At 75.6% G+C, this 23519-nt stretch carries 25 protein-coding genes; 11 read left to right on the forward strand and 14 right to left on the reverse strand.

The window, feature by feature from the left end; translation table 11 throughout:
* Positions 1–413: 413 nt before the first annotated feature.
* The 3 genes from IH54_RS0112055 to IH54_RS0112065 form a co-directional block, all read right to left on the reverse strand.
* Positions 414–632 carry a DUF397 domain-containing protein gene (locus IH54_RS0112055; RefSeq protein ID WP_031515791.1) on the reverse strand — a complete coding sequence of 73 codons (219 nt, stop codon included), beginning with the start codon at positions 630–632 and terminating at the stop codon, positions 414–416.
* 65 nt (positions 633–697) lie between these two features.
* A complete protein-coding gene (locus IH54_RS0112060) occupies positions 698–916 on the reverse strand; it encodes a DUF397 domain-containing protein (protein WP_031515793.1) in 219 nt (72 codons plus the stop codon).
* Positions 892–1731: a helix-turn-helix domain-containing protein gene (locus IH54_RS0112065; RefSeq protein ID WP_043180635.1), complete on the reverse strand. Its 840-nt coding sequence runs from the start codon at positions 1729–1731 to the stop codon at positions 892–894. The genes IH54_RS0112060 and IH54_RS0112065 overlap by 25 nt, the downstream gene beginning before the upstream one ends.
* A 338-nt stretch (positions 1732–2069) precedes the next feature.
* On the opposite strand from IH54_RS0112065, the gene IH54_RS0112070 reads away from it, so the two are divergent.
* Positions 2070–2381, forward strand: a complete 312-nt coding sequence (locus IH54_RS0112070; protein ID WP_031515797.1) for an ATP-binding protein — start codon at positions 2070–2072, stop codon at positions 2379–2381.
* A 72-nt stretch (positions 2382–2453) separates the two neighbouring features.
* Here IH54_RS0112070 and IH54_RS0112075 read toward each other — a convergent pair whose 3' ends face one another.
* Complete coding sequence (locus IH54_RS0112075; RefSeq protein WP_031515799.1) at positions 2454–3023, reverse strand: TetR/AcrR family transcriptional regulator; 570 nt, start codon at positions 3021–3023, stop codon at positions 2454–2456.
* A gap of 129 nt (positions 3024–3152) precedes the next feature.
* On the opposite strand from IH54_RS0112075, the gene IH54_RS0112080 reads away from it, so the two are divergent.
* On the forward strand, positions 3153–4643 hold the full coding sequence (locus tag IH54_RS0112080; protein WP_052397335.1) for an MFS transporter: 1491 nt from the start codon (positions 3153–3155) through the stop codon (positions 4641–4643).
* Between the two features lie 25 nt (positions 4644–4668).
* Here the strand turns inward: IH54_RS0112080 and IH54_RS0112085 are convergent, their stop codons facing one another.
* Both IH54_RS0112085 and IH54_RS0112090 read right to left on the reverse strand, forming a co-directional pair.
* Entirely contained in the window at positions 4669–5508 is an 840-nt protein-coding gene (locus IH54_RS0112085; protein WP_159011789.1) for a hypothetical protein, read from the reverse strand.
* Positions 5509–5556: 48 nt separating this feature from the next.
* Positions 5557–5961 carry a hypothetical protein gene (locus IH54_RS0112090; RefSeq protein WP_031515805.1) on the reverse strand — a complete coding sequence of 135 codons (405 nt, stop codon included), beginning with the start codon at positions 5959–5961 and terminating at the stop codon, positions 5557–5559.
* A 52-nt stretch (positions 5962–6013) separates the two neighbouring features.
* Between IH54_RS0112090 and IH54_RS0112095 the strand changes: the two genes are divergently transcribed.
* Positions 6014–6727, forward strand: a complete 714-nt coding sequence (locus IH54_RS0112095; protein ID WP_031515807.1) for an N-acyl homoserine lactonase family protein — start codon at positions 6014–6016, stop codon at positions 6725–6727.
* Positions 6728–6760: 33 nt separating this feature from the next.
* Here the strand turns inward: IH54_RS0112095 and IH54_RS0112100 are convergent, their stop codons facing one another.
* On the reverse strand, positions 6761–7315 hold the full coding sequence (locus IH54_RS0112100) for a hypothetical protein (RefSeq protein WP_159011791.1): 555 nt from the start codon (positions 7313–7315) through the stop codon (positions 6761–6763).
* 186 nt (positions 7316–7501) lie between these two features.
* Here IH54_RS0112100 and IH54_RS0112105 point away from each other — a divergent pair, with 186 nt between their 5' ends.
* Complete coding sequence (locus tag IH54_RS0112105; RefSeq protein ID WP_031515811.1) at positions 7502–7984, forward strand: DinB family protein; 483 nt, start codon at positions 7502–7504, stop codon at positions 7982–7984.
* Positions 7985–8005: 21 nt separating this feature from the next.
* On the opposite strand, the gene IH54_RS0112110 is transcribed toward IH54_RS0112105, so the two are convergent.
* Complete coding sequence (locus tag IH54_RS0112110) at positions 8006–8410, reverse strand: NUDIX hydrolase (RefSeq protein WP_031515813.1); 405 nt, start codon at positions 8408–8410, stop codon at positions 8006–8008.
* A gap of 47 nt (positions 8411–8457) precedes the next feature.
* Between IH54_RS0112110 and IH54_RS0112115 the strand changes: the two genes are divergently transcribed.
* On the forward strand, positions 8458–9336 hold the full coding sequence (locus tag IH54_RS0112115; RefSeq protein ID WP_031515815.1) for a class I SAM-dependent methyltransferase: 879 nt from the start codon (positions 8458–8460) through the stop codon (positions 9334–9336).
* Positions 9337–9345: 9 nt separating this feature from the next.
* Positions 9346–9798, forward strand: a complete 453-nt coding sequence (locus tag IH54_RS0112120) for a GNAT family N-acetyltransferase (RefSeq protein ID WP_052397336.1) — start codon at positions 9346–9348, stop codon at positions 9796–9798.
* A gap of 4 nt (positions 9799–9802) precedes the next feature.
* Here the strand turns inward: IH54_RS0112120 and IH54_RS0112125 are convergent, their stop codons facing one another.
* Together IH54_RS0112125 and IH54_RS0112130 are read right to left on the reverse strand one after the other, a co-directional pair.
* Positions 9803–10459, reverse strand: coding sequence for a DUF4253 domain-containing protein (locus tag IH54_RS0112125; protein WP_052397337.1), 657 nt, complete (start codon positions 10457–10459; stop codon positions 9803–9805).
* A 9-nt stretch (positions 10460–10468) separates the two neighbouring features.
* Complete coding sequence (locus tag IH54_RS0112130) at positions 10469–11239, reverse strand: GNAT family N-acetyltransferase (protein ID WP_031515821.1); 771 nt, start codon at positions 11237–11239, stop codon at positions 10469–10471.
* Positions 11240–11557: 318 nt separating this feature from the next.
* On the opposite strand from IH54_RS0112130, the gene IH54_RS0112135 reads away from it, so the two are divergent.
* Entirely contained in the window at positions 11558–12013 is a 456-nt protein-coding gene (locus IH54_RS0112135; RefSeq protein ID WP_031515822.1) for a pyridoxamine 5'-phosphate oxidase family protein, read from the forward strand.
* Positions 12014–12289: 276 nt separating this feature from the next.
* Here the strand turns inward: IH54_RS0112135 and IH54_RS0112140 are convergent, their stop codons facing one another.
* Positions 12290–13420, reverse strand: a complete 1131-nt coding sequence (locus IH54_RS0112140; RefSeq protein ID WP_031515823.1) for a DUF2786 domain-containing protein — start codon at positions 13418–13420, stop codon at positions 12290–12292.
* A gap of 89 nt (positions 13421–13509) precedes the next feature.
* On the opposite strand from IH54_RS0112140, the gene IH54_RS0112145 reads away from it, so the two are divergent.
* Positions 13510–13722: a type II toxin-antitoxin system HicB family antitoxin gene (locus IH54_RS0112145; RefSeq protein WP_031515824.1), complete on the forward strand. Its 213-nt coding sequence runs from the start codon at positions 13510–13512 to the stop codon at positions 13720–13722.
* Positions 13719–13943: a type II toxin-antitoxin system HicA family toxin gene (locus tag IH54_RS0112150; RefSeq protein ID WP_031515825.1), complete on the forward strand. Its 225-nt coding sequence runs from the start codon at positions 13719–13721 to the stop codon at positions 13941–13943. Before IH54_RS0112145 ends, IH54_RS0112150 begins: the two co-directional genes overlap by 4 nt.
* 18 nt (positions 13944–13961) lie before the next feature.
* Here the strand turns inward: IH54_RS0112150 and IH54_RS0112155 are convergent, their stop codons facing one another.
* Entirely contained in the window at positions 13962–14882 is a 921-nt protein-coding gene (locus tag IH54_RS0112155; protein WP_031515827.1) for a M56 family metallopeptidase, read from the reverse strand.
* Positions 14883–15174: 292 nt separating this feature from the next.
* On the reverse strand, positions 15175–15633 hold the full coding sequence (locus IH54_RS0112160) for a BlaI/MecI/CopY family transcriptional regulator (protein WP_078862128.1): 459 nt from the start codon (positions 15631–15633) through the stop codon (positions 15175–15177).
* A gap of 114 nt (positions 15634–15747) precedes the next feature.
* On the opposite strand from IH54_RS0112160, the gene IH54_RS0112165 reads away from it, so the two are divergent.
* Together IH54_RS0112165 and IH54_RS0112170 are read left to right on the forward strand one after the other, a co-directional pair.
* Entirely contained in the window at positions 15748–16521 is a 774-nt protein-coding gene (locus tag IH54_RS0112165; RefSeq protein ID WP_078862129.1) for a DedA family protein, read from the forward strand.
* Complete coding sequence (locus tag IH54_RS0112170) at positions 16518–17108, forward strand: phosphatase PAP2 family protein (RefSeq protein WP_031515833.1); 591 nt, start codon at positions 16518–16520, stop codon at positions 17106–17108. The genes IH54_RS0112165 and IH54_RS0112170 overlap by 4 nt, the downstream gene beginning before the upstream one ends.
* A 571-nt stretch (positions 17109–17679) precedes the next feature.
* Here IH54_RS0112170 and IH54_RS0112175 read toward each other — a convergent pair.
* Positions 17680–23514, reverse strand: a complete 5835-nt coding sequence (locus IH54_RS0112175) for a DNA repair ATPase (RefSeq protein WP_078862130.1) — start codon at positions 23512–23514, stop codon at positions 17680–17682.
* Positions 23515–23519: the final 5 nt, after the last annotated feature.

The following is a 23519-nucleotide window of genomic DNA, read 5'->3' on the forward strand; positions in this document are numbered from 1 at the left end:
CCCCACGCGCCCCTGGTGTTGCCCGGCGGGGCATCGCGCTTCTGCTTCGGTGGGTGGGGTCGGGGGCCACTCCGGGGGTACCTCCTCGGAATGCGCGTCCGACCTCTCCCCCAGCGTGACGGGGAGTCGATGCGCATTCCTGCGGGGGCACCCCCGGATCGTCCCCCTCCCGACGTCTCGTCGGCGGCTGCCCGCCGGTGGGGGTGATGTCCCAAAGGACCGCGGCTCGCCCCCGACTGCGGGTCATCCCGCAGGGTGGGCAGAAGCCGTCGCTTCCACCTGCACGGGCGGTGGAGGTGGGAAACACCCCGCGCCGCCAGGCGCGGGCACCCCCACCGGCGGGAAGCCGACCCTCCACCGCAGGGGGGAGCGCGGTCACCGGCTTCCTGACGCGTACGCTTCCGGCTCCGCGGTCAGCCCGGGAAGCGCCCGGCCTTGACCTCGCTGAGGAAGGCAGCCCAGGCCGCCGCCGGGAAGAGGAGGGCGGGACCGTGGGGGTCCTTGGAGTCCCGGACGGGGACGAGGTGGGGGTAGTCGAGGGAGACCTCGACACAGCTGTCGGGGTGGGAGCCGCCGCTGTACGACGACTTACGCCAAGCAGCAACGCGCAAGTCCGGAATGGATTCAAGCATGCCGGGCTCCTCCTCCGCCGGACCGCGTCAACGGGCGGGCCGGTCGCCCCAGTTATGCCCTCCGGTCACACCGGAAAACGGTCACCCTTCACGTCCGCGACGAACGCGGCCCAGGCTTCCGCCGGGAAGACCAGGGCGGGACCCTGCGGGTCCTTCGAGTCCCGCACCGGGACCACGCCGGGGAAGTCGTCAGCGACCTCGATGCAGCTGTTGGGGTTCGATCCGTCGCTGTACGACGACTTACGCCAAGCAGCAACGCTCAGGTCCGGGGTTGACTCATGCATGACGTGTGGTCCTCCAGCATGCTGCGCAGCAGGGCAAGGGAATCCGCCGTTGAAAGCGCTGAATCCCTCAACAGATCGTAGGCCAACCGGAGTCGCTCCACCTCCTCAGATTCGGTGATGACGTGGCCGCTCCACGTGCTCTCGACGTAGGCGATCATGCGGCCGTTCGGCAACCACAGCAGCTGCACCGGACCCCAGAGCAACGGGTGGGGTCCCGCGCCGAGCGGCACGATTTGCAGCGCGACGTTGGGTTCCTGGGCCGCTTGCACGAGTCGTTCCAACTGGTCTGCCCAAACCTGCGGATCGGGCACCGGACGTCGAACAACCGACTCGTCGAGCAGGGCTCGGTAGTTCAAGGCCTTGGGACCGGACAGGCGCTTCTGCCGTGCGATCCGCGCATCGACCTGCTTGGCCAGTATCTCCTCGCTGGCCGGTCGCTCCATACGCATCAGCGCCTCGGCGTACCCGGGCGTCTGCAAAAGGCCCGGCACCGTACCGATACTGAAGGCGTAGAGGCTGGTCGCCTCGGCCTCCGCCTCGCTGAATCCGGCGAATCGGTTGGCGTCCGCTTCACGCTTCACCAAATGCCACAGGTCGGAGAGAAGTTCGCCCGTGGCATATACCTCGCCCAGCGCACACGCGGCGTCGATCGAGCCAACCCGCGTGCCCTTCTCCAGCCGATGCAGGTAGGACGTGTCGTACTTGGTCTTCTCGGAGAGCTGGCCCAAGCTCCAGCCGCTACGGGCTCGCAGTCGAGCCAGCTCCTTGCAATAGACCGCGCGAACTGACAGAAGGCCAGCACTGTTGTCCTGCATGCGAACGTACGCACCCACTTCCGTTGCCTCGTCGGCCAGGCAACAACCTGGCGCCCTCCGGCAAAAGGGGCCGCGGCCTGCGCGCAATGCGTGACGCACCTGCACGGAGGCAGGCCCATCTGCCGGTCCCGAAGGGGCAATGCTCCAGCCCTACCGACACTAGGTCACTTCACGCCACTCTGCATACACATCGTCAGATTCCGATCACGCAGAGGCGGCCCCCACCGATGGCTACGGCATCGCACCCCTACTCACCCGCGCAGATCCTGTGGCCTGCCACGCCCCGCGGGGTACATCAGGCGCGGCACTCGCTCGATCGGCAACTCACCCGGTGGGACATGGAGGATCTGGTCCCGGAGGCCGGTCTCGTGCTCACCGAGCTCATGACGAATGTGCTGCGGCACGCGGCCGTGGTCGGGCGGAAGACGGGGGTCAGCGTCCTCCGTGTGCCGGGTGGCGTGCGGATCGAGGTGCATGACGCGCGGGGGCGGAGCGAGGGGGTGCCGGTGGTGCGGGAGGCGGCCGCGGAGGCCGAGGACGGGCGGGGGATGACGGTCGTGGACCGGGTCACCGGGCACCGGTGGGGGGTCACGGACCGTGTCGGGCCCGGCAAGGTCGTGTGGGCGGAGTGCGTGCGCCCCGGTGCGTGACGGCGTACGCCTCCGCGTGCGCAGTGCGCGCCCGCATGTCGCCGCGGTGATGCGCGGGCCCCGCGGGCGGGTTCAGGTCAGGAGCCGGTCGACCAGCCCGTCGACGTATTCCGGGGTGAGGGGGACCATGCCGAACAGGACCCGGATGTACATCGGGGCCAGGACGTGGTCCAGCACCTCCAGCGCGTCGGGGGCGTTCTCGCCGCGGTCGCGGGAGCGGTCGAGCATGGACTGGAGCTGCCGGGTGCGTTCGTCGCGGATGTCGTCGCGGGCCTGGTCGCCCTGCCGGCCGTTGCCCGAGAGGGCGACGGCCAGGCGCACCAGCGCGAGGCCGTCGGGGCCGGTGATCTCGCGGGCGACGTTGGCCGCGTACGTGCGGAGGTCGCCGGTCAGGCTCCCGGTGTCGGGCATCGGCGACTGCGCGTTGAGGCGCTTGAGCGCCACATCGGTGAGCAGGGTCTCCAGATTGCCCCACCGGCGGTAGATGCTGCTGTCGGCCACGCCCGCACGCGCCGCCACCTCCCCGACGGTGAAGTTGCCGTAGCCGCGCTCGCTGATCAGGTCGGTGACGGCCTGGTGGACCTCCGCGGCGACGCGCGCGCTGCGCCCGCCGGGCCGCCGGGCCCGCTGGTGCTCGTTCATGTCCCTCACCTTAACGCAGTTAGTGCTTGCGTTTGCGGCGAGGACCTCTCTATAGTCCTTTAACGCAGTCGCCGACTGCGTTAAAGCGTCCGAGGGTATGGGCGCGACGACCGACGGAGGGGAATCCCCATGACCGCACCGCCCACGACCGCGGGCAGTCGATCGGGCCGGGGCACGCTGCTCACGGTGACCTGCCTGGGCCAGTTCATGGTCCTGCTCGACAACACGATCGTCGGAGCGGCCCTGCCCGACATGCAGCACCAGCTGCACACCCAGCTGACCGGCCTGCAGTGGATCGTCGACGGGTACGTGCTGCTCGTCGCCATGCTGCTGCTGTCGGGCGGGATCTTCGCCGACCGGTTCGGCCGCAAGCGGGTGTTCCTGACCGGCGTCGTGGTGTTCACCGCCGCGTCGGCGCTGTGCAGCCTCGCGCCCTCACTCGGCTGGCTGGTCGCCGGCCGGGTGCTGCAGGGCGTCGGTGCCGCGGCGCTGAGCCCCGCCTCGCTCGCCCTGCTCGCCGCCGCGTATCCCGTACCGCAGGAACGCGTCAGGGCGATCGGGCTGTGGGCCGGGCTCAGCGGGATCGGCCTGGCGGCCGGACCCGTGGCCGGCGGCGTGCTGACGGACGCCTTCGGCTGGCCCGCCATCTTCCTGGTGAACCTGCCCATCGGCGTGGTCCTTCTGCTGGCCGGTCTGCGCAGCCTCGACGAGACGCGCAATCCGCACGCCCCCGCGATCGACGTCCCCGGCACGGTGCTGTCCGCGCTGGGTGTGGGGGTGCTGACCTACGGGCTGATCGAGGGCGGTGCCCGCGGCTGGACGTCGCCGGTCATCCTGGGGAGCTTCGCCGCCGCGGTGGTCCTCCTGGCGGCCTTCGTCGCCGTCGAAGCGCGCCGCCCCGCACCGATGCTGCCGCTGCGGCTGTTCCGGGAGCGGCTGTTCACCGTGTCCAACACCGCCATGGTCGTGGTGGGGTTCGCGCTCATGGGCTCGTCGTTCTTCTTCTCCCAGTTCTTCGTGTACGTCCAGGGCAGCTCGGTCCTGCGCGCCGGCCTCCAGACCCTCCCCACCTCCCTCGCCATGGTGGCCGTCAGCCCCTACGCGGGCCGGCTCGCCGCCCGGTACGGCTTCCGCGTCGTCACCACCGCCGGCCTGGCCCTGGCCGGGCTGGGGCTGCTGGCGCTCGGCACCGTGCACGCCGACACCGGCTACGGGAACGTGTGGTGGCGGCTGGCAGTCGTCGGGATCGGCTTCGCCCTGACCCTGTCCCCGCTGACGGGCGCCGCCATCCAGGCGGTCAGCCCGCAGGAGGGCGGCCTCGCCTCAGGTATCAGCAGCACCACCCGGCAGATCGGCGCGGTGCTCGGGGTGGCGGTGCTCGGAGCCGTCGTCCGCGCCCGGGAGTCCGGCGGCGCCTCCTTCGGGACCGGCCTCAACAGCGCCTTCGTCACGGCCGGCGCCGTCACCTCGGCCGCCGCGGTGTTCACCGGCCTGTGGCTGGCGAGGTCCAGGCCCGCGGAAGGCTCCGCGGCGCCGTACCGCTCCACCGGTCCGGACGCGGTCACCACCGCGGACGTCGCCGGCCTGGAGGGGGCCACCGCCCGGATCGGGCGGGACTGACACCGCGACACCCGGGCCCGCGGGGTCAGCGCGGGGTGGCCGCCTGGTGGACCTTGGCCAGCAGGCGGCGGAGGACGATGGTGCGGTCGCTGTCGGCGGGCAGCCGTGCGAGGCAGGCCTCCAGGCCCGCGACGTGGTCGACCCGCATGCGGCCCGCGCCCACCTTGTCGAGGACGGCGACGACCGCGTGGAAGCCCCAGTACTGGCTGAACGCGATCGCCTCGTCGTCCAGGACCGCCTGCGTCAGGTCGTCCAGGTACTCCCCGTCGGGTCGGGCGTACTGCCGGGCGTAGGCGGCCAGCCGGATGCCGGGGGCCGGGGACGTGAGCGCGGCCTCGACGTCGAAGTCGTCGCGCTGCCGGGTGACGGTCACCAGGTCGGCGAAGATCTGCTCCATGCGGTCCGTGCGGGCGGGGCTGCGAGGTGTGCCGCGCACCCTCGCGTACTCGTCCGCCAGGCGCTCGACGGTCCCGGCGGGTCCGGCGGAGGTGTCCGCGTAGGGGCCCGGGGTGACGGTGTCGTCGCCGGTCCTCGTCACCAGGGCGATCCGCGCGGTGCGCGACGCGTCGTCCGCCGTGCGGCCCGCCTGCGCCGAGTTCTCCTCGGCGGCCTCCACGCGTTCGGCGAGCTGCCGGTACTGGAGCTTCGTCCCGCCGGGCAGCTCGATGCTGTCGAAGAGGTCGCCCAGCCACGGCACGACGGCCACGGCGAGGAGCACGACGGTGACACCGTCGATCGAGAGGCCGGGCCGGACCAGGTGCACGACCGCGGCCGCGACCGCCGCGCAGGTGACGACCGCGGCGATCACGTCCCGCCTGCGGCCGCGGCCCGGCCGCCGTCCCGCGCCCGCCGGTTCTTCTGCCATGCGGACCAGGGTGGCAGACGGCCTTCCGCCCGCGCGGGCGAACCCGGCTCACTCCTCGTCGCGGTAGGTGAGGCGGCCGCCGGACAGCCGCCAGTGGCGCCGGTGGGCGGTCAACTGCCAGGTCTCGTCGGCGGCGAGCGACTGGACGACCCACGCGTGGAGCTGCGGGAGACCGTGCGCGCGCAGGACGTCGCGGGAGGCGGCGCGGGAGGCGGCGTCGACCGGGTGGACGTCGATGCGGATGCCGACTGCGTCCGGGTGGACGCCCCGGCCGTAGGTGCGCGGGGCGGGAGCGACCCATGCCGCGCTCAGGACGAGGGTCCCGCTGTCGTGCCCCGTGAGGAACCGCAGCTCCGTGACGCCGCTCATGTGCGGGCCGAGGCAGTCGGCGACATCGGTGCTGGTCAGAGGCCAGGCGAGGTGCCGGGGAAGTCGTCTGTCGCGGGCGGGCATGGAAGGCAGCGTGGCAGACGCCCGCGGCGCGGGCCCGTGCCAGGATGGGCCGATGGCGAAGAACACGGCCGTACGGCGGCTGGACCTCGGCTATTTCGTCCGGCCCGCCTCCGAAGTGGGCGGCCCGCAGCCGCGGGTGGAACCCGTGCTCGCGTACCTCGTACGGCACGAGGACGGGCTCATCCTCTTCGACACCGGCATCGGTGACGCGGGCCCGGAGACCGAGGCGCACTACCGGCCCCGGCGGCGGGCCCTGCCGGAGGCGCTCGCGGCGGCGGGGGTGGGCCTCGACGACATCTCGCTGGTCGTGAACTGCCATCTGCACTTCGACCACTGCGGCGGCAATCCGCTGCTCGCGCGGCGGCCGATCCTGGTCCAGGACGTCGAGCTGGCGACCGCCCGGCGCGGCGGCCACACCGTGGACGCGCTGGTCGACTTCCCCGGCGCGGTGTACGAGGAGCTGGAGGGCGAGGCGGAGATCCGCCCCGGGGTGTGGGTCGTCCCGACCCCCGGGCACACGGAGGGCCACCAGTCGCTGGCCCTACGGCAGGACGACGGCACGGTGGTCCTCGCCGGTCAGGCCCACGACTTCGCCTCCGACTTCGCGTCCGACCACCTGGCCCGCGAAGCCGCGCGCGACGGCGTGCCGCAGCCCCTCCCCGGCTACGCCCCCTGGCTGGACCGCCTCGCGGACTTCGACCCGCGCCGCGTGCTCTTCGCGCACGACTGCTCGGTGTGGGAGCCGTCGCACATGACCGTGCGCTGAGCGGCGCCGCACGCGCCGGGCGGGCCGGGCGGGTCAGGCGCGCAGGTACACCGCGGGGAAGGTGTACGCGTACTTCTCCTCCCACGTCAGCCGGCCGTCGTCGTCCCGCTCGAAGGCGCCGCACTCGCACTCCTGCTCCGGGTCGCCGACCAGGACCGGGATCGACGGGAAGGACCGGCACTCGTCGCACCGCACGTAGGCGTCCGGCCGGGAGAGCCAGGCGCGGGCCGCCTGCGGGGAGTCGATCCGCGCGACGAACCTCAGCGGTGTCTCGTCCCGCGCCTCCACCACCTCGGGCAGGTGGCCGACGTGGTTGCTCATGTGGACCGACGGCGGTTCCGACTTGCCCCCCTGGTAGAAGAGCCCGAAGTCGTCGTAGCCGACCGGCAATTGGTCGTCGGCCGGGCCGTTGTAGTAGGGCTCGAACCACTCGCCCTGCTCGTCGTCCAGCGCCAGCCAGTACCTGAACACGGCCCGACTCCCGTCGTAGGCGTCGGTCCACGCGCAGCGGCTCACCCACACCTGGCACCCGAGGGCCCGCAGGGCCGCCACCTCGCGCGCGACGAAGGCCTCCACCGCTTCCGTCACACTCACCACGGCAGTTGCCGTCCCCTCGCCGCCCGTCCTACCCGCAACACGCACTGCTCTCGCACTCCCCCACGTCGTGCCCGCCGAACGAGCCCCGAGAGTAGCCCCGTTCTGCCGGGGCGGCGGCGCCGGGCCCCTACCATCGAGGGGCCGCCGCGGGGGTCCGCGGTGGGGAGGGAGAGGCGGATGGGTGCGTTCGACGTACCGCTGGAGGACGAGCGCACGCAGCTCGACGCGTTCGTCGAGGACTACCGGAGCGCGATCGAGGCGGCTCTCGACGGGCTGAGCGAGGAGCAGGCGCGGCGCAGGCTCGTGACGTCGGCGACGACGCTGCTGGGGCTGCTCAAGCACGTCACGTGGATGCAGCGGGTGTGGTTCGAGGAGTGCGTGGGCGGGACGCCGCGGCGCGAACTCGGGCTGGTGCTGGGGCCGGACGAGTCCTTCCGGCTCGGCGACGGCGACACGATCGCGTCCGTCACCGCGGCCCACCGCGAGGCCTGTGTGACGGCGCGGGCGGTGGTCGCCGGGCTGCCGCTGGACACCGTCGCGACCGGGCACCGGACCGGGCCGCGCACGCTGCGCTGGGTGTACTTGCAGGTGCTGCGGGAGCTGGCCCACCACTGCGGGCACGCCGACATCCTGCGCGAGCAGGTCCTGGCGGCGGGCTGAGCCGGGCAGTCGCCGTCCCGGTCACAGCCGGGGGAGGACGTCCGTGTAGAAGGCGTGGTCCCCCGCGAACGTCGGGGACAGCCGGGCGTACTCCTCGGCGGTGACCCAGCGGGCCTCGCTGACCTCCCGCGGGTCGGGGGTGAGCGCCCCGCCCGTGACCGCGGCCGTCCACCAGTGCAGGACGAAGCGGCCGTCCGCGCTCGTGCTCTCCCAGACCTTGGCGAGGGGGGTCACCCGCAGTCCGACCTCCTCGCGCACCTCGCGCACCAGCGCGTCCTGCTGCCGCTCGCCCGGCTCGACCGTGCCGCTGAGCGGCGCCCAGTAGCCGGACTCCCGTGCCTGCGGCCCCCGCAGGATGACCAGGATCCGGCCGTCCTCGCGCAGGACGGCCACGACGGCTTCCCGTTTGGCCTCGGTCTGCTCCATGGCGCCGAAACTACCCTGCGGGCACGGCGGGGCCGTAGCGTCGGGGGGTGACCTATGTGAGTCCGCTGGGGTATCTGCTGGGCATCGAGGGCGCCGCGCTGCTGCGCGGGCTGCGGGAGGGGAGCGCCGACCGGGAGTTCGTCGAGGCCCGGGTCGCGGAGGTGCGCGCCCTGCTGGAATCCCCGGAACTCGCCGAGGGGGTGGAGGCGGGCGAGGGCGGGATCGGGGTGGGCGAGGTCTACCGGGAGTGGGCCGGGCGCTACGACTCCCCCGGCAACCAGATGGTCGACGTCGAACAGCCGGTCGTCCGGGGGATCCTGGACGGGCTGCGGGCCGGGACCGCGCTGGACGCGGCCTGCGGCACCGGGCGGCACACCGCGTATCTGCGGGAGTCGGGGCACGACGTGATCGGCGTCGACAGCTCGCCGGAGATGCTCGCGCACGCCCGGGCGCGCGTGCCCGAGGGGGACTTCCGGGAGGGCGACCTGCACGGGCTGCCCGTCGCGGACGCGAGCGTCGACACCGTGGTGTGTGCGCTCGCCCTCACGCACGTGCCCGAACTGGCGCCGGTGCTCGCGGAGTTCGCGCGCGTGTTGCGGCCCGGCGGGCACCTGGTGATCTCCGACGCCCATCAGCTGGCCGCCTACCTGCGGCCGACGCCTGTACGCGGTGGCGCGGCCCTGCTCACCGAATACCACCGCCCCCTCAGCGCCTACCTCGCCGCCGCGCTCCCGCTCGGCTTCCGGGTCCTGCGGTGCGAGGAGCCGCGGCGGCCGCGCCCCGCCCTCGGCCCGGCCCCCGAGGTGCTTGCGGGCCACGTCTCGTGGGGGCTGCTGCACCGCTGCCCGCAGGCGGCGGCCGCGGTCCTGGACGACTCGCCGGTCGCGGTGGTGTGGCACTTCCGGCTCGACGGCTCCGACAGTTAGGGCAGGCCCGTGGACATCCTTCCCGCGACGGTGGCGGACCTCCGGCAGGTACTCGCCGACCACCACCGCTACTGGGGCGAGCGCGACCTGCGCGCGCTCCATCTCACCGCCCTGGTCCAGGAGTTCGGCGACACCTGCCTCACCGCCCGCGCCGCGGACGGCATCCGCGGCTACCTCGTCGGCTTCGTCACCCCGGACGCCACGGGCTACGTCCACCTGATCGCCACCCGCGACGACACCCGCGGCACGGGCCTCGGCCGCACGCTCTGGACCGCCTTCGCGACCGCGGCCCAGGCGCGCGGCGCCCGGCGGCTCAAGGCGATCACCTCACCCGCCAACACCGGCTCGATCGCCTTCCACCGCAGCCTCGGCTTCACGGCCGAGACCGTCCCGGACTACGACGGGCAGGGCGTGCCCCGTGTCGTCTTCCGGCGCGAACTGCCCTTCGGGGCGGGCGAGTAGCGGCTCAATCCCACCAGAAGCGCCACACCGGTTCGGTCACCAGCTGGTTGGCGGCGTATTCGGTGAGGATCTCGTCCTCCTCCTGGACGATCGTGTCGGAGGAGAAGGCGAAGTGCTCGGCCGCGACGTGTTCCGCCTCGGCCGTCGTACGGGGCGGGGCGGCGACCGAGAGGATCACCGTGTCGTGGTCCAGGCCCACCAGGCGGGTGCCGAAGCGGGACTCCCAGGAGGCCAGGACGGCCGTGAACTCCGCGCCGCCGTAAGGGAAGCCCTCCGCCACGCCGCGGGCGGCGAGCAGCGGGCCCGCCTCCGCGGCGCGGTAGGGGCGGTCGAGGGCGAAGGCGGGGCGGCGGCCGACGATGCCCTGCCTCGCGTCGCGCTCGTACTCCTTGACGCGGCGCTTCTCGGCCGCCCGCACGTCGGCGAGCACGTGCGCCGCGAGCTCGTCCGGGTCGGTGTCCCAGGGTTGCTCGCGGGGCGGGGCCAGGCCCGGCCAGCCGTCGCCGAAGGGGGCGACGACCTCCTCGTAGGGGTCGGGCTCGCCGAACAGCGCGACGAGCCGGGCCCGTACCTCCGGGTCCGTCCCGTCGTCCGCCGCCGCCTGCGCCGCGTACTCCGCCCACTGCCGGGCCAGCACCTGCTCCGCCGTCGTCTCGCTCACGGGCGGAGGCTAACCGACACCACCGACATCGGGGAGCGAAAGGTAGAGGCGGGTGCCCGCGCGGCGGAAACCCGTGCGGGCGTAGACGCGTTCCGCGTCGGGGCCCGAGGACTCCAGCCACACCGAGGACGCCCCGCGGTCGAACAGGGCCGAGGCCAGGGCGGCGGTCACCGCGGCGCCGATGCCGCGGCCGCGGTGGGCGGGGCGGGTGCCCAGACCCGCGAGTTCGGCCGTGCCCGCGGCGGGCGCCGAGCAGGAGCCGCCGCCCGCGCAGCCCGTACCGCCGGGGGCGCGGACGAAGCGGACCGCGCCGCCCGACTCCTCCGTACGGCGCAGGCGCGCCGCGCCCTCGGCGGAGGACGCGAACGCGCCGCCGAACGCCTCGGCGAGGGCCGCGTCGACCGCGGCGAAGTCCGCGTCCCCGGCGGGGGTTTCGACGTGCACGGCCGCGGTCGGCACGCTCAGCGCGTCCGGCGTGCACACGAGGTAGTCGTGCACGGCCTCCGTCCGGAATCCCGCCGCCCGCAGGGCGGTTGCCACCGCGGGCGCGGCCTCCGGCGCGAACTCCAGCCGCGGTAGCAGCCCGCGCTCCCGGAAGGCCGCGACCAGTGACGCGACGTCCCGCGCGGACGGCTCCGCACCGGGCAGCGGGGTGGCGTAGTTGACGTAGGGGCTGTCGGTGCCCGGATCGAACCCCGCGACGAAGCCGCCGAGTTCGGCCGCCGCGGGGCGGCGGCGGAGGTGGGCGACGGCGAACTGCTGGACCTGGGTGGCGTCCATGGTGAAAGGGTGACCTCACGGATTCTGCGCGCGTGCCGCGCGCACGGGAAGGCAGGGCAAGGAGGGCGCGTCGTCGTATGCCGTACGGGCGCAAGCGGTACGGGTACGTGGGACGCGCGGGGATGTGCTGCCGCCGTCGCGAGGTTGCTGCGCTTGGTGCTCAGCGCGCGCGGCGGCCGGTGCGGCTCGCCGAGGTCATTGGCGTTCGGTCCTTGCCGTGAGTGAGGCCGGGGGTCGTGCGGCGCTCACCTTCGCACGCGGCCCCGCGGCCGTCAACGGAAAAACGGCGCTGTCAGTGCCCCCTGCGAGACTGCGGAGATGGCGACATGGGAGCGGTTCGAGAAGGAGACGGGCGAGCTGGCCGCGGCCGTCCGTGCCCGGTTCGCGGCAGGGCGGACGCACGTCCTGGCCACCCTGCGGCGGGACGGCTCGCCGCGGGTGAGCGGCACGGAGGTCGACTTCCGCGGGCCGGACCTGTCGTTCGGCTCGATGCGGGGCGCGGTCAAGGCGCGCGACCTGCTCCGCGACGGCCGGTGCGCGATACACGCCCACCCGTACGGCGAGGGGGACGGTGACGCGAAGGTCGCCGGGGTCGCGGTGGAAGTCCCCGGCACGGACCTGGCGACGTACACGACCGGCTCCGAACCGCCCGGCGGTTTCCACGCCTTCCGGCTCGACCTCCACGAGGCCGTCCTCACCCGCGTGGTGGGCGGGGAACTGGTCATCGACGTGTGGCGCCCGGGACGCGGGGTGGTGACGCACCACCGGGTGTGAGCACGCACCCGGGCGGGACCGCGAAGCCCCACCGCCCGGAGGGCAGGACGCCAGGCGGGAGGTCAGCGGCCCGGGGCGCCGGGGGCCGCAGCCCCCCGGGGGGCCCGGCAGCCCGGCGGGCGCCGACGCGGTCCGGCGGGGGTCACCGGCCCGGCGGGCAGGACGCCAGGCGGGAGGTCAGCGGCCCGGGGCGCCGGGGGCCGCAGCCCCCGGGGGCCCGACAGCCCGGCGGGCGCCGACGCGGTCCGGCGGGGGTCACCGGCCCGGCGGGCGGGGTCAGCCCCGGCCGCCCCCGCGGAGGTTCGCGCGGTCCGCCGCCGACTCGCCCTCCGACCAGCCCGCCGCGTCGCGGGCGCGCAGCCGGGAGGTGGTCGTGGACGGGAAGAGGCGGCGGGTGGTGTCCTCCACCGCGAGGGCGCGGGACGCGAGGGCCGGGAGCAGTTCTGGGGCGGACGCGGCGGACGCCGACTCCTCCTGCGCGGTCGCGTCCGTCAGCCGGGTGCGGATGCGGGACGCGTACGCGATGAGGAAGGACTCGCGGAAGTCGCGGGAGCGGGAGACGCGGCCCGCGTGCAGGGCGCGGTCGGCCTGGACGAGCAGCGAGGTGTACAGGATCTCGGCGGCGTCGAGGTCGGCGGTGTGGCCGACGACGGTGGCGAAGCCGTAGTCCGACGACCACACGGACCGGCAGCGGTTCGCCTCCGCGACCGCGTCCAGCAGCAGCGCCTTCGCGCCCTCGTACGGCCGGTCCACCCCGATCCGCCGCGCCCCCGGCCCCTCCCCGGCCGCCGCGCCGAGGAGGGCGGCGTCGATGCTGTGCCGCGCCATGAGGTGCTGCGCCTTCGCCGACAGCGCCTCGGCCTCCTCCGGGAAGCCGGTCGACTCCGCCTTCGCGAGCAGCGCCCGGATGCGGGCGAGCATCTTGCCCGTCCCCGGCGGCGCCGCCTCCGCGCCGGGCGCCTGGAGCGCGGGCAGCCGCGGCAGCCGCCCGTACAACCGCAGGACCTCGACGCACACGGTGGCGGCGGAGAACCGGTCGAGCTTCTCCCGCCGGGCGAAGCCGGTCATGCCACCGGGGGCGTGGCCGGAGGAGCCGCCTGCGCCGGACGAGCCCCTGGAGCCCGCGCCGGGATCCCCGCCGGGCGCGGTGCCGGGCGGGGCCGGGGCGTCGTCGGTGAGGGTCAGGGCCAGCCGCTCGTGCCGGGCGCCCAGCTCGCGGGCGGCCATCCGGACGAGGTCCTGCGGCTGCCAGCCGCGCCGGGCGCAGCCGCGTACGACCTCGGCCGCCTGGCGCGCGGCGGCGCCGTCCCAGTCGGGCTGCGCCGCGAGCACGGACGCGGCCGCGTCCACCTCGTCCTCGCCGCCCCCGAGCGCCCGCGCGTACGCCGCCGCGAATACGTCCTCCACCTGGCCATTGTCGCCGAGCCGCCCGGCCCGCGCGGACGGCCCGCACGATGCGCGGGTGCCGGCTGCGTGCGCCGTGCCAGGCTCTGTCCATGACGCACGCACTGCATCTGACCGCCGCGGTCACCCATGAGGGCGAGTGGTACGTGGCGCGCTGCCTTCAGGTCGAGGTCACCAGCCAGGGCGATTCCGTCGAGGACGCCCTGGACAACCTGCGCGAAGCGCTGGAGCTGTACTTCGAGGACGCGCCCGCCCCGGAAGTCACCGATGTGATCACGGCCCCCGTGGAGGTCCGCGTCGCATGAGCCCGGCTGTTCCGAGCGGTCTGTCCGGTACCGAGGTCGCCAAGGCACTGGGCCGTGCGGGTTTCGGCCATATCTCGACCCGTGGGAGCCACGCCGACCACCGCAAGGACGACCGGACCGTCATCCTCCCGCTGCACCGCTCCCTCGCCGCCGGCCCTCTGCGATCCATCCTCCGCCAAGCCGACTGGACGGTGGACGACCTCTCCGAGCACCTGGAGTAAGCACTCCCGAGCCGCGGCTCAGCCGGTGTGCTCCCCCTGGGCGACCTCGATGGAGCCGTGGAGGTCGTGGGCGGCCTCCACGGCGCAGGCGGCGGAGAGGGCGAGGCAGGCGGCCAGGGCGGTGGCCACCGTCTTGGGGGCGCGCGGGGCGCGGGGGTGGGCCAGGAGGGCGGCGACCCGGCGCGGGACGGGGCCCGCGGTCGCCGCGAGGGCGGTACGGGGGCGGGCCGCGGCGGGACGGGCGGCGAGCGCGGCGCGGCCGATGGCCCGGGCGGCGACCCGGCGGTCGCCCACCGCGGCGGCCGCGGATTCGTCGGCCCAGCGTTCGAGGGCGTACGACAGCGGCGCGCGCAGCATCCGCAGCGCCGGGTGGCAGGCGGCGGCGAACGCGAGGGCGGTCAGGAAGTGGTGGTGCCGCCCGGCGAGGTGCGCCCGCTCGTGCGCGAGCAGCACCTCGCGCTCCGCGGGGTCGAGCGCCCGCAGCATGCCCGTCGTGACGACGACCCGCCCGGGGCGGCCGGGCAGCGCGTACGCGTCGGGCCCGTCGTCGTCCAGGACGGTGAGGTCGCCGCCCGTGGACCCGGCGGCGTCGGCGGCGTACCGGGCGCGCAGCGTGATCCGCACGCGCTGCCGGTACGTACGCGCCAGCGCCGCACCGACCGCCCCGAGCAGTCCGGCGGCCACGCACGCCGCGGGTACCGTCACCCCGTCCCCGACGACCGGCAGCACGAGGTGCCCGAGCGCCGCGACCGGCGGCAGCCGCAACGCCCCCGCCCCGGCGAGCAGCGCGAGCGCGGCCGTACTGCACGCGGCGAGCGCGACCGCCGACCCGGCGAGCAGCCACGCCGCGACCCGCGGCGCCACCGCCTCCGCGAGCCGCCGCGCGGCGGGCGCGGCGAGCAGCGGCACCACGAGCGGCAACCAGACGGCGTAATTCACCGGACCTCACCTCCGCCTGCCCCGACGTGAACGTCCCGGGCGTGAACCGGCAGCACGGCAAGGCCCGCGCCCGAGATGCGGGACAGCGCCCCACCCGCGGCACACCGCCCGACGCCGCAGACGACACACCCACGCACATCCCGCCCCCGGACACGCCCCGGCAGCGCGGCAAGGCCCCCGCCCGAGATGCGGCACGGACCGGCGGGCGGCGTGCCGCCGCGGCGCGCGGGGCGGCCCGCGCCGGGCGCGCGGCCCGACCGCGTGGCAGAGGCGGCGCGGGCGGCTCGCGGGGTCATGCGTCCCCGCCCTGTGCGTCGGGGGGTGCGGCCTGGGCCAGCAGTTCGCGGAGGAGGCGCTCGTCGGCCGGGCCGAGTTCGGAGACGAAGCGGGCCAGGACGGTGCCGCGCTGGCCCTCCGCGGACTTGTCGAGCTCGGAGCGCATGCGGCGGGCGGCGAGGCCGGGCGAGTCCTGGGCGGGGAGGTAGGCGTAGCCGCGGCCCGCGCGGGTGCGGCTGACGGCGCCCTTGTCGTGGAGACGGGCGAGGATCGTCGTGACGGTCGTGCGCGCGAGGTCGGCGCCGAGGTCGCGCTGCACGTCCGCGGGGGTGAGGGCGCGACCGCCCGCCGCCCACAGTGCGGCGAGCACGCTCGCCTCCAGCTCGCCCGACGGACGGCGGGCCGCGCCCGTCTGCGCCTCGTGGGGCTCGTGGGGCTCGCCCTGAGCCCCGCCGACCCCATACGCCTCCGGCATGGAATCGCTCCTTCCCGCTCGTTCGTCTACAGTGCTGTAGACCGACTACACAACTGTAGACGGCGGGGGCGCCGCACCGCGCCCCGGAACCCATTATGGGAGGGCTCCCCCCGCATGCTCCTGCCGATCGCCGCGCAGCTACCCGCACAGGTACCCGTGCCGCTGTCCGTACCGGGCCCGCACGCGGCCGGCACCGGCCTCGCCGTCAACGTCCTCGACGCGACCTCCCTCCTCTCCTCCTTCGGCGCCCTCGGCATCGCCGTCGTCCTCTTCGCCGAGACGGGCCTGCTCGTCGGCTTCTTCCTCCCCGGCGACTCGCTGCTCTTCACCGCGGGCCTGCTGTGCGCCTCCAGCACCTCCGGCAACGTGCACCTCACCCTCTGGCAGGTGCTCCTCGCGTCCGTCGCGGGCGCGCTGCTGGGCGCGCAGACGGGGTACGTCCTCGGGCGCCGCGGCGGCCCCGCACTGCTCGCGAGAACGAAGAACGCCCGGCTCCACGAGGGAGCCGCCCGCGCCACCGAACTGCTCGACCGCTACGGGCACGCCAAAGCCGTCGTCCTGGCCCGCTTCGTGCCCGTGGTCCGCACCGTCCTCAACCCGCTCGCGGGCGCGCTCGGCGTGCCCGCCCGCACCTTCGCCCTGTGGCAGGTGGTCGGCGGCGCGGTGTGGAGCGCCGGGCTCGTCCTCGGCGGGTACGCGCTCGGCTCGTCCGTGCCGCACGTCGACACGTACCTGCTGCCGATCGTCGCCGTCATCGTCGTCATCTCGCTCGCCCCGCTCGTCCGCGAGGTGCTGCGCGGACGCCGTGCCCGCACCAGCGACAACGCCACCCACACCGACACCCGCACCGGCGGCACCGCCGTCCGGCCGTCCGGGGAGGACATGTGACCGCCACCTTCGACGCCGGGCTCTACCGCTGGGTCGTCGACCTCGCCCACCGCACACCGGGGCCGCTCGACGACCTCGTCCGCGCCTTCAGCGACTACGGGCTCGGCATCTTCGCCGCGCTGATGCTCGCCGTGTGGTGGCGGGCGCGGGCCGCCGACGACCGGCGGATGGCCGCGGCGCTGTGCGTGCCGCTCGTCGTCGTCGCCGTCTACCTCGTCAACGACGTCGTGAAGTCCGCCTTCGCCGAGCAGCGGCCGTGCCGGACGCTGCACGTCACGACCGTCGAGACCTGTCCCGGGCTCGGCGACTACGCCTTCCCGAGCAACCACTCCGCCATCGCGGCGGCCTGCGCGGTCGCGCTGCTGCTCGCCTGGCGGCGGGCCGGACTGGTGGCGGCGCCCGTCGCGCTGCTCATGGCGGCGTCCCGGGTGTGGATCGGCGTGCACTACCCGCACGACGTGCTCGCCGCACTCGTGCTGGGCGCGCTGGTGGCGTGGCCGCTCGCCCTCGCCTCCCGCCGCACGGCCCCGCTCGTCGCCCGGCTGCGGGCGACGCGGTGGCGGGCGCTCGTCAGCACGCCCGTGTAGGGGGCAGTCGGGACGGCGGTCCCGTCCCGGACCCGGTTGTCGGCGGGGCCCGGGACGGGGCCGCTCCTTGCGTTTCCGCCTGGCGGCGAGCCGGGGGTCACGCGGGGTCCGTTCCCCCGCGGGGCTCCCATGCCTGCCCCTTACGGCGGGGCGGTCGGCTTCCCGCCGGTGGGGGGTGCCCGCGCCCGGCGGCGCGGGTGTTCCCACCCCCGCCACCCGTGCAGGTGGTAGCGACAGCTTCTGTCCACCTGTGGGGGCGCACCGCCGTCGGGGTCGAGCCGCAGTCCCCCGAAAACAGCACCCCCACCGGCAGGCAGCCGCCCACGAGACCTGGGAGGGGGACGATCCGGGGGTGCCCCCGCAGGAATGCGCTTCCCAGCGCCTTCACGTCTACGGAAGAGGGCGAACGCGCATTCCGAGGAGGTACCCCCGGAGTGGCACCCGACCCCACACCCAAACGGACAGCGCGATGCCTCGCCGGGCACACCAGGGGCGCGGGGAACTGCGCGAACAACCCCCACCGGCAGAAGGTCCCGGGCTCCACCTCAAGCGGCAGCCCGGAGGGCTGAGGTCAAGAGCGGAGAGCGGCAAGCCGACGAAGTGCCGCCCCCGCGCCGGAAGCGAGGGCGTGGGCCTCGGCACGGTAGTGGTCGGTGACGAGCGTGTCGACGTCCGCGTCCGTGAGGGACGGGTGGAGGCGGGCGGTGAGCCGGTTCATGTCGCGGTAGGAGCCCTGGAGTTGGAAGGGCTCACCCTTCGACCCCCGCGCCACCGCGCCGATGTACTCCGCGTTGACCGCGAGCAGCACGTCCCGCACCCGCAGCGCCTGCCGCAGCACCGCCACGACGGCGGCGAGTTCGTCCGGCTGGTAGGGGTACGCGAGGGCGTCCGCCCGCGCCGCCGGGTCGTCCGCGGCGAGCCGCAGCAGCACCGCGAGGTCGGCCCGGTCGCGCCCGGCGAGCGGGGCGAGGACCGGATTGGCGGTGAGCGCGTTCTCGACGTAGCTCAGCGCGAAAACCTCCTCGCGCCCCCCGAGCACGTCCCCGAGGTTCCAGACGTCCGCCCGGTTGGCGAGCATGTCGGGCACCCGGAAGAGCGTGCCGGACTCGGTGTAGGGGTTGCCGGACATGCAGACGGCGAAGCGCTTGCCGCGCAGGTCGTACGTGCCGCCGGGCCCTTCGACCCGGCGGGTCGCGTCACACAACGGGATGAACTTCTGGAGGAGTTCGGGCGAGGTGTGCTGGATGTCGTCGAGGTGCAGCAGCACGTTCGTGCCGAGCGAGAGCGCGAAGACGAGCTTCTCGACCTCGCGGCGGGCGGTCGCGTCGGGGGCTCGCTCGGGGTCGAGGGAGGTCACGCCGGTGCCGAGGGCGGGGCCCGAGACGGTGACGAGCGCGAGCCCGAGGCGGGCGGCGACGTATTCGACGAGGGTCGTCTTCCCGTAGCCGGGCGGCGAGAGCAGCATGAGCAGGCCGCCCGCCGACCCGAACTGCTTGGCGAGACTGTCGCCGACGAGCGGCAGGTAGACCTCGTCGATGAGCCGGTTGCGGACGAAGCCGGTGAGCGGCCGCGGCCGGTACGCGGCGAGCCCGAGCCGCTCGCGCTCGGCGGCGACGAGGGCGGTGCGGTGCCGCTGGTACATGCGATAGGCCGGGACGTCGTCGGCCTCGAAACGGCGGACGCGGGTGAGGAGTTCGTCGAGGCGGAGGGTCAACACGCCCTGTCGGACGCGCGGGTGGGAGCCGAGGAGGCCCTCGACGGTGGTCTCGACGGGGCCGCCCGCCGGGTAGCTGTCGCCGGGGCACAGGAGCGCGGCCGCGGCTTCGAGGTGGTCGCCGTGCGGCCCGGCGAAGGGGGCGAGCCAGCCGAGGGCGAGCTGCCAGCGGGCGGCGAGGTCGCCGCCGAGCGCGTCGAGATCGCAGAGCACGTCCTTGTACGGGACGGCGTCCGTCCCCCCGAGCGCGTCCGCGAACCGCCGGAGGACCTGGCCCGCGGCGGCCCCGGCGACGAAGCCGGGCTGCTCGGCGGCGAGTTCGGCGACGAGGTACTCCCCGAGGAGTTCGGCGTCCCCCGCCGCGAGCCCGGCGGCGCCGAGGAACTCCGCGGCGCCGGCTCCCAGTTCGGAGCCGAGGGCATCGAGCGCGGCGGCCCCGGGGGCCCTGGCCGCCCCGAGGTCTGGCCCCGCACCGGCCTCCGCGCCTGCGGGCACGCCCGCCCCGAACGCCGCCGCCCTCGTGAGCGAACGCGCCCGCGTCGTCCACGCGGCCCGCGACGCGTGAGTGGTCCCGTACCCCCAGTACAGCCGCGCGGCGGCCCGAACCCCCGGCGGATACCGCAGCAGCCCCGCCCCGGACGCGAGCCCGGCGAGCGCGGCCAGCAGCAGCGCGGCGTCGTGATCGTGCACCCCGCGCTGATACCCCTCGTCGACCCGCGCGGCAGCGGCGTCCCGCACGAGCGCGCCGGGATCGCCGAGCACACCCCGGCCGAGACGGCCGGCAGCCCCGGCGCCCCCCGCAACATCAGCCCCGCTGGGCGGGCTCGCGGCCCCCCGGCCGACCGGACCACCCGGCGAACCGGCCCCCGGCACAAGAACCCCAGCCCCCGCCCCCGACCCGGCGGCAACACCACCGCCCCCACCGGCGACAACCCCCGCGCCGGGCACAGCGTCAGCCCCTCCGGGCGAACCCGCGGCCCCCGGAGAGAGCGCGGCGGCGCCACCGGCGGCGCCACCGGCGGCGCCACCGCTCGCAGGGGCGGCAGCCCCGCCGGAGGTCGCGGTCGGCAGGCTGGGCAGCGCCCGCAGGAGCAGGCTCGCCGCCAGGTATTCCGCGCGGTAGAGGGTGGGGGTCTCGGAGACGAGGGGGCGGGTCCAGAAGCGGCGGGTCTCGGCAAAGGCGGGGTCGGTGACCGGGGAGAGGTAGTCGGTGCCGGTGACCGTGAAGGCGAGGGCGTCGGCGTGCGGGACGAGGGCGAGTTCGAGGGGCTGGGTGTTGACGGCGAAGCGGTGGCGGCCCAGCCGGATCGCTGCGCCGCCGTCCTCGTAGAGGTCGGTGCGGTCGCGCAGGGTGCGGGCGGTGTCCTGGCGGGCGGCGGCGAGGGACTCGGCCAGCTCCGCCGCCTTCGCCGGGTCGCCCAGCGCACGCAACTCCTCGCCGATGCGGCGGTGTTCGGCGGCCAGCGGATCCGCCGCGAAGAGCGTGTTGACCTCGTCCGCGGAGGCGAGCATGGCCGCGCGGCGGCGGATCGTGTCGAGGATGCGGTCCGCGGACGCGGCGAGCCGCGCCGCGCGCTGCGCCCGCTCGTCGGCGAGCGCCTGCCTGCGGGCGGTGAGGGTCTGCTGGATCTCGTCCCGGCGTTCGGCGAGCGCGGCGATGCGGTCGGGTTCGGCGGCGAAGCGGGTCGTCAGGCTCTCGACCTGGACGAGCAGCCGCCCGAGGTGCAGGTCGCACGCCTCGGGCGTGTCCGCGGCGGCGAGCGCGCCACTCACACTCTGCGCCAGCAGGGCGCTCTCCGCGGCGAATTCCGCCGCGCTCTCCGCGCCGAGCAGTTCGCGGCGGCGGGCGTCGAGGACGGCGCGGGCGCGGTTGACCGCGCCCAGAACGTCCGCGGCGGAGGCCAGGATGCGGGTGCGGACGGTCGCGTCGGAGATCTCCAGGCCGCCCGCGGTCTCCGTGACGGTCGCCAACCCGGCTGCCAGCGCATCGAGTTCGGCCGTGAGCGTGTCGCCGCCCGCGGCTGTCCCCAACTCGCCCGCGCGGGCGGTGAGATCGGCGGCCTGGTCGCGGAAGGCGTCGAAGGCGTGCTCGTCCGCGAAGCGGTCGGCGGCGCGGGACGCCGCGTCCGCGAGTTCGGCGGTCAAGGACGCGGCGAGCGCGTCGAGGCGGGCCAGGTCGGCGTACCGCATCTCGCGCAGGGTCGCCAACCGGCCTTGCGCGGCGCGCAGTTCGCCGAGCTTGTCGACCCACTCGGCGGCGGACGCGTCCGCCGTCTCGCCCCGCACCCGCCGTACGAGCCCGGCGACGCGCGCGGCGGCCTCCTCGACGGCCGCCGCTGCCCGCGCGGTGGCCTCCCGCACCCGCGCGTACTCGGCGAGCACGGCCCGCGCGGTGTCCCGCACGGCGAGCAGCGGCCCGGCGAGGTCGCGGACGGCGGGACGGTCCGCCCCGTACCCCGCGCCCCGCGCACCATCGGCAGCGCCGGAGCTGTCCGCGCCCACCGCGCCACGCCCGGCCGTACCCGCGACGGCCTCCGCGGCGCCCGAGGCCGCGCCCGGTCCACCGCCCGGTGCGGATCCGCCGCCCGTGCCGGGCGCGTCACCACCCGCACCGGACCCGGCGCCCGGTGCACCGCCCGCCTCCGGCGCCGCGGTGCCCGCCGCGGCGGCGCCCCCCGCGGGCCCCGCACCCGGCGCACCCGGCGCGGAGCCGGAAACCCCGCCCGAGCCGGAGCCCACACCGGCTCCAGGGCCCGCCGCGCCGCCCGCGCCCTGCGCGCCACCAGCAGCGCCGGCGCCGAAGCCCCCCGTCCCCGGCGCGCCGGATCCGCCGCCCGTACCGCCGCCCTGCGCGGAGCCGGACACACCGCGCGAGCCCACACCGGACCCGCCGCCCGCACCCGCACCGGCGCTCGGGCCGGAGCCCGTACCGGCCGACCCCGCGGCAGCGGGGGTGCGCTCCAGGCCCGTGTCGACGTCGATGTCGGCGAGCCAGTGGTGGCGGTCCAGGACGCGGTCGCAGGATGCCGCGAGTGCCTCGTAGACCGCCGCGCCCGGGGCGGTTTCCAGGGCCGCGCGGGCGACCGACAGCGCGTCGGAGACGGCGCGGACGAGGTCGGGGTTGCCGATGCGGGCCAGCGGGCCGTCCGCCGCGGGGCGGGAGGCGGCCCAGGTGTCGCTGACGAAGGGCGTGGACCAGCGCTGGAGGGTGTGGACGCGCGCGGGCTCACCGCCGTCGGCGGGGCGCAGCGTCAGGAGGGTGCCGTCGTCGTGGAGGGCCCAGCCGCGCGCGGTGAGCGGGGCGGCGACCTCCTTGCGGATGAGGTTGTACGGGAGCAGCAGCCTGCGGCCCTCCGCGTGGAAGACGTAGAGCACGTCCTCGCCGTTCGCGGACCGGACGAGCCGCTCGAACTCCAGCCGCTCGCCGCCCGTTTCGAGGTCGAACGTGCGCGTGCCGCCGGTCGCGAGGGCGTAGCCGCCGGGGAAGACGACGCCCTGCTCCTCCGGCAGCCGCAGGCACGCCTGGCCGAGCGCGTCGATCCGTTCGACCTGCTCGGTGCGGGTGTTGACGGCGAAGTGCCGCGCGGCTTCCTCGTGGTAGGGCCGGATGCGCAGCAGCAACAGGGGTTCTGCGGCGGCGAAGTGGACCTCGGCGTCGGCGAGCGACTGGAGCGCGTCCTCGACGGGCTCGGTGTGGACGGTGCCGCCGACGCCGATCATGAGGGTGCCGCCGGTGGGGTCGACGGTCACGCCGCCGATCGCGAGGTGCGGCTGCCTGCCGGGCACGTGCGTCTCGCGCCCGGCAGGCGTCCAGGCGACGGTGTGGCCGCCGCTGTCGTAGGCCGGGGTGTCGCGGGTGGTGCCCTCGTACGCGCAGGTGCCCGCCGCCTCGTCGGTGCGCCAGGCGAGCGCCTTGACGTCGGTCGCGGAGGGGCCCGTGCGGAAGACGGCGAGCAGCCGCCCCTCCGAGGCGCGCAGCCGCAGCAGCCGGGTCTGCCGGTAGTAGCGGTAGAGCTCGCGGAACTCCCGGACGAACTGCGGGTCGTCGAGCAGGCCGGGTACGGGCGCGTCGCCGTCGCGCAGCCGCAGGACGTCGCCGACGTCCGCGACCTGCGCGGGGTTCGACGCGAAGAGCAGCCGCCCGGCGACGGGGGCGATGTCCGCGGGCAGCGCGGGCTGCGCCGTCGCGACGCGCTCGCTGCCCGCGAGGCGCACCTCGCCGCCGCCGAACACCGCCTGGCGCGCCCCGTTCAGCGCCCCCGCCCGCGCCCCCAACTCCCGTGCGGCCGCGCCCAGCCGCTCCCGCAGCACCTCGTACGCATCGGCGTCCAGCCGGTCCCCACCGGCGCCCCCGCCGCTGTCGTGCCCCCCGCCCGAGCCACCGTCGGCCGCCGGGCCGGACGGACCGCCGCCCGTACGCCCGCCGCCCGCGCCCGGACGCCCCGCGGCACCCGCCGCCGCACCTGCGCCCCCGCCGGACGCACGCCCGCCCGAACCCCCGGCCCCGGACGCACCCCCCGCCGTCCCGGCGCCACCGCCGGACCCACGCCCGCCCGAACCCCCGGCACCAGCACCAGCACCGGCACCGGCACCGGCACCGGACGCACCACCCGCCGTGCCCGCCGTGCCGCCGCCCGCGCGGGCGCCCGTGCTGCCGCCCCCCGGGGCGCCCTGCTGGTCCTCGACGCTCATCGTCC

It is taken from the genome of Streptomyces sp. NRRL F-5123 (assembly GCF_000721495.1).
Lineage (GTDB): Bacteria > Actinomycetota > Actinomycetes > Streptomycetales > Streptomycetaceae > Actinacidiphila.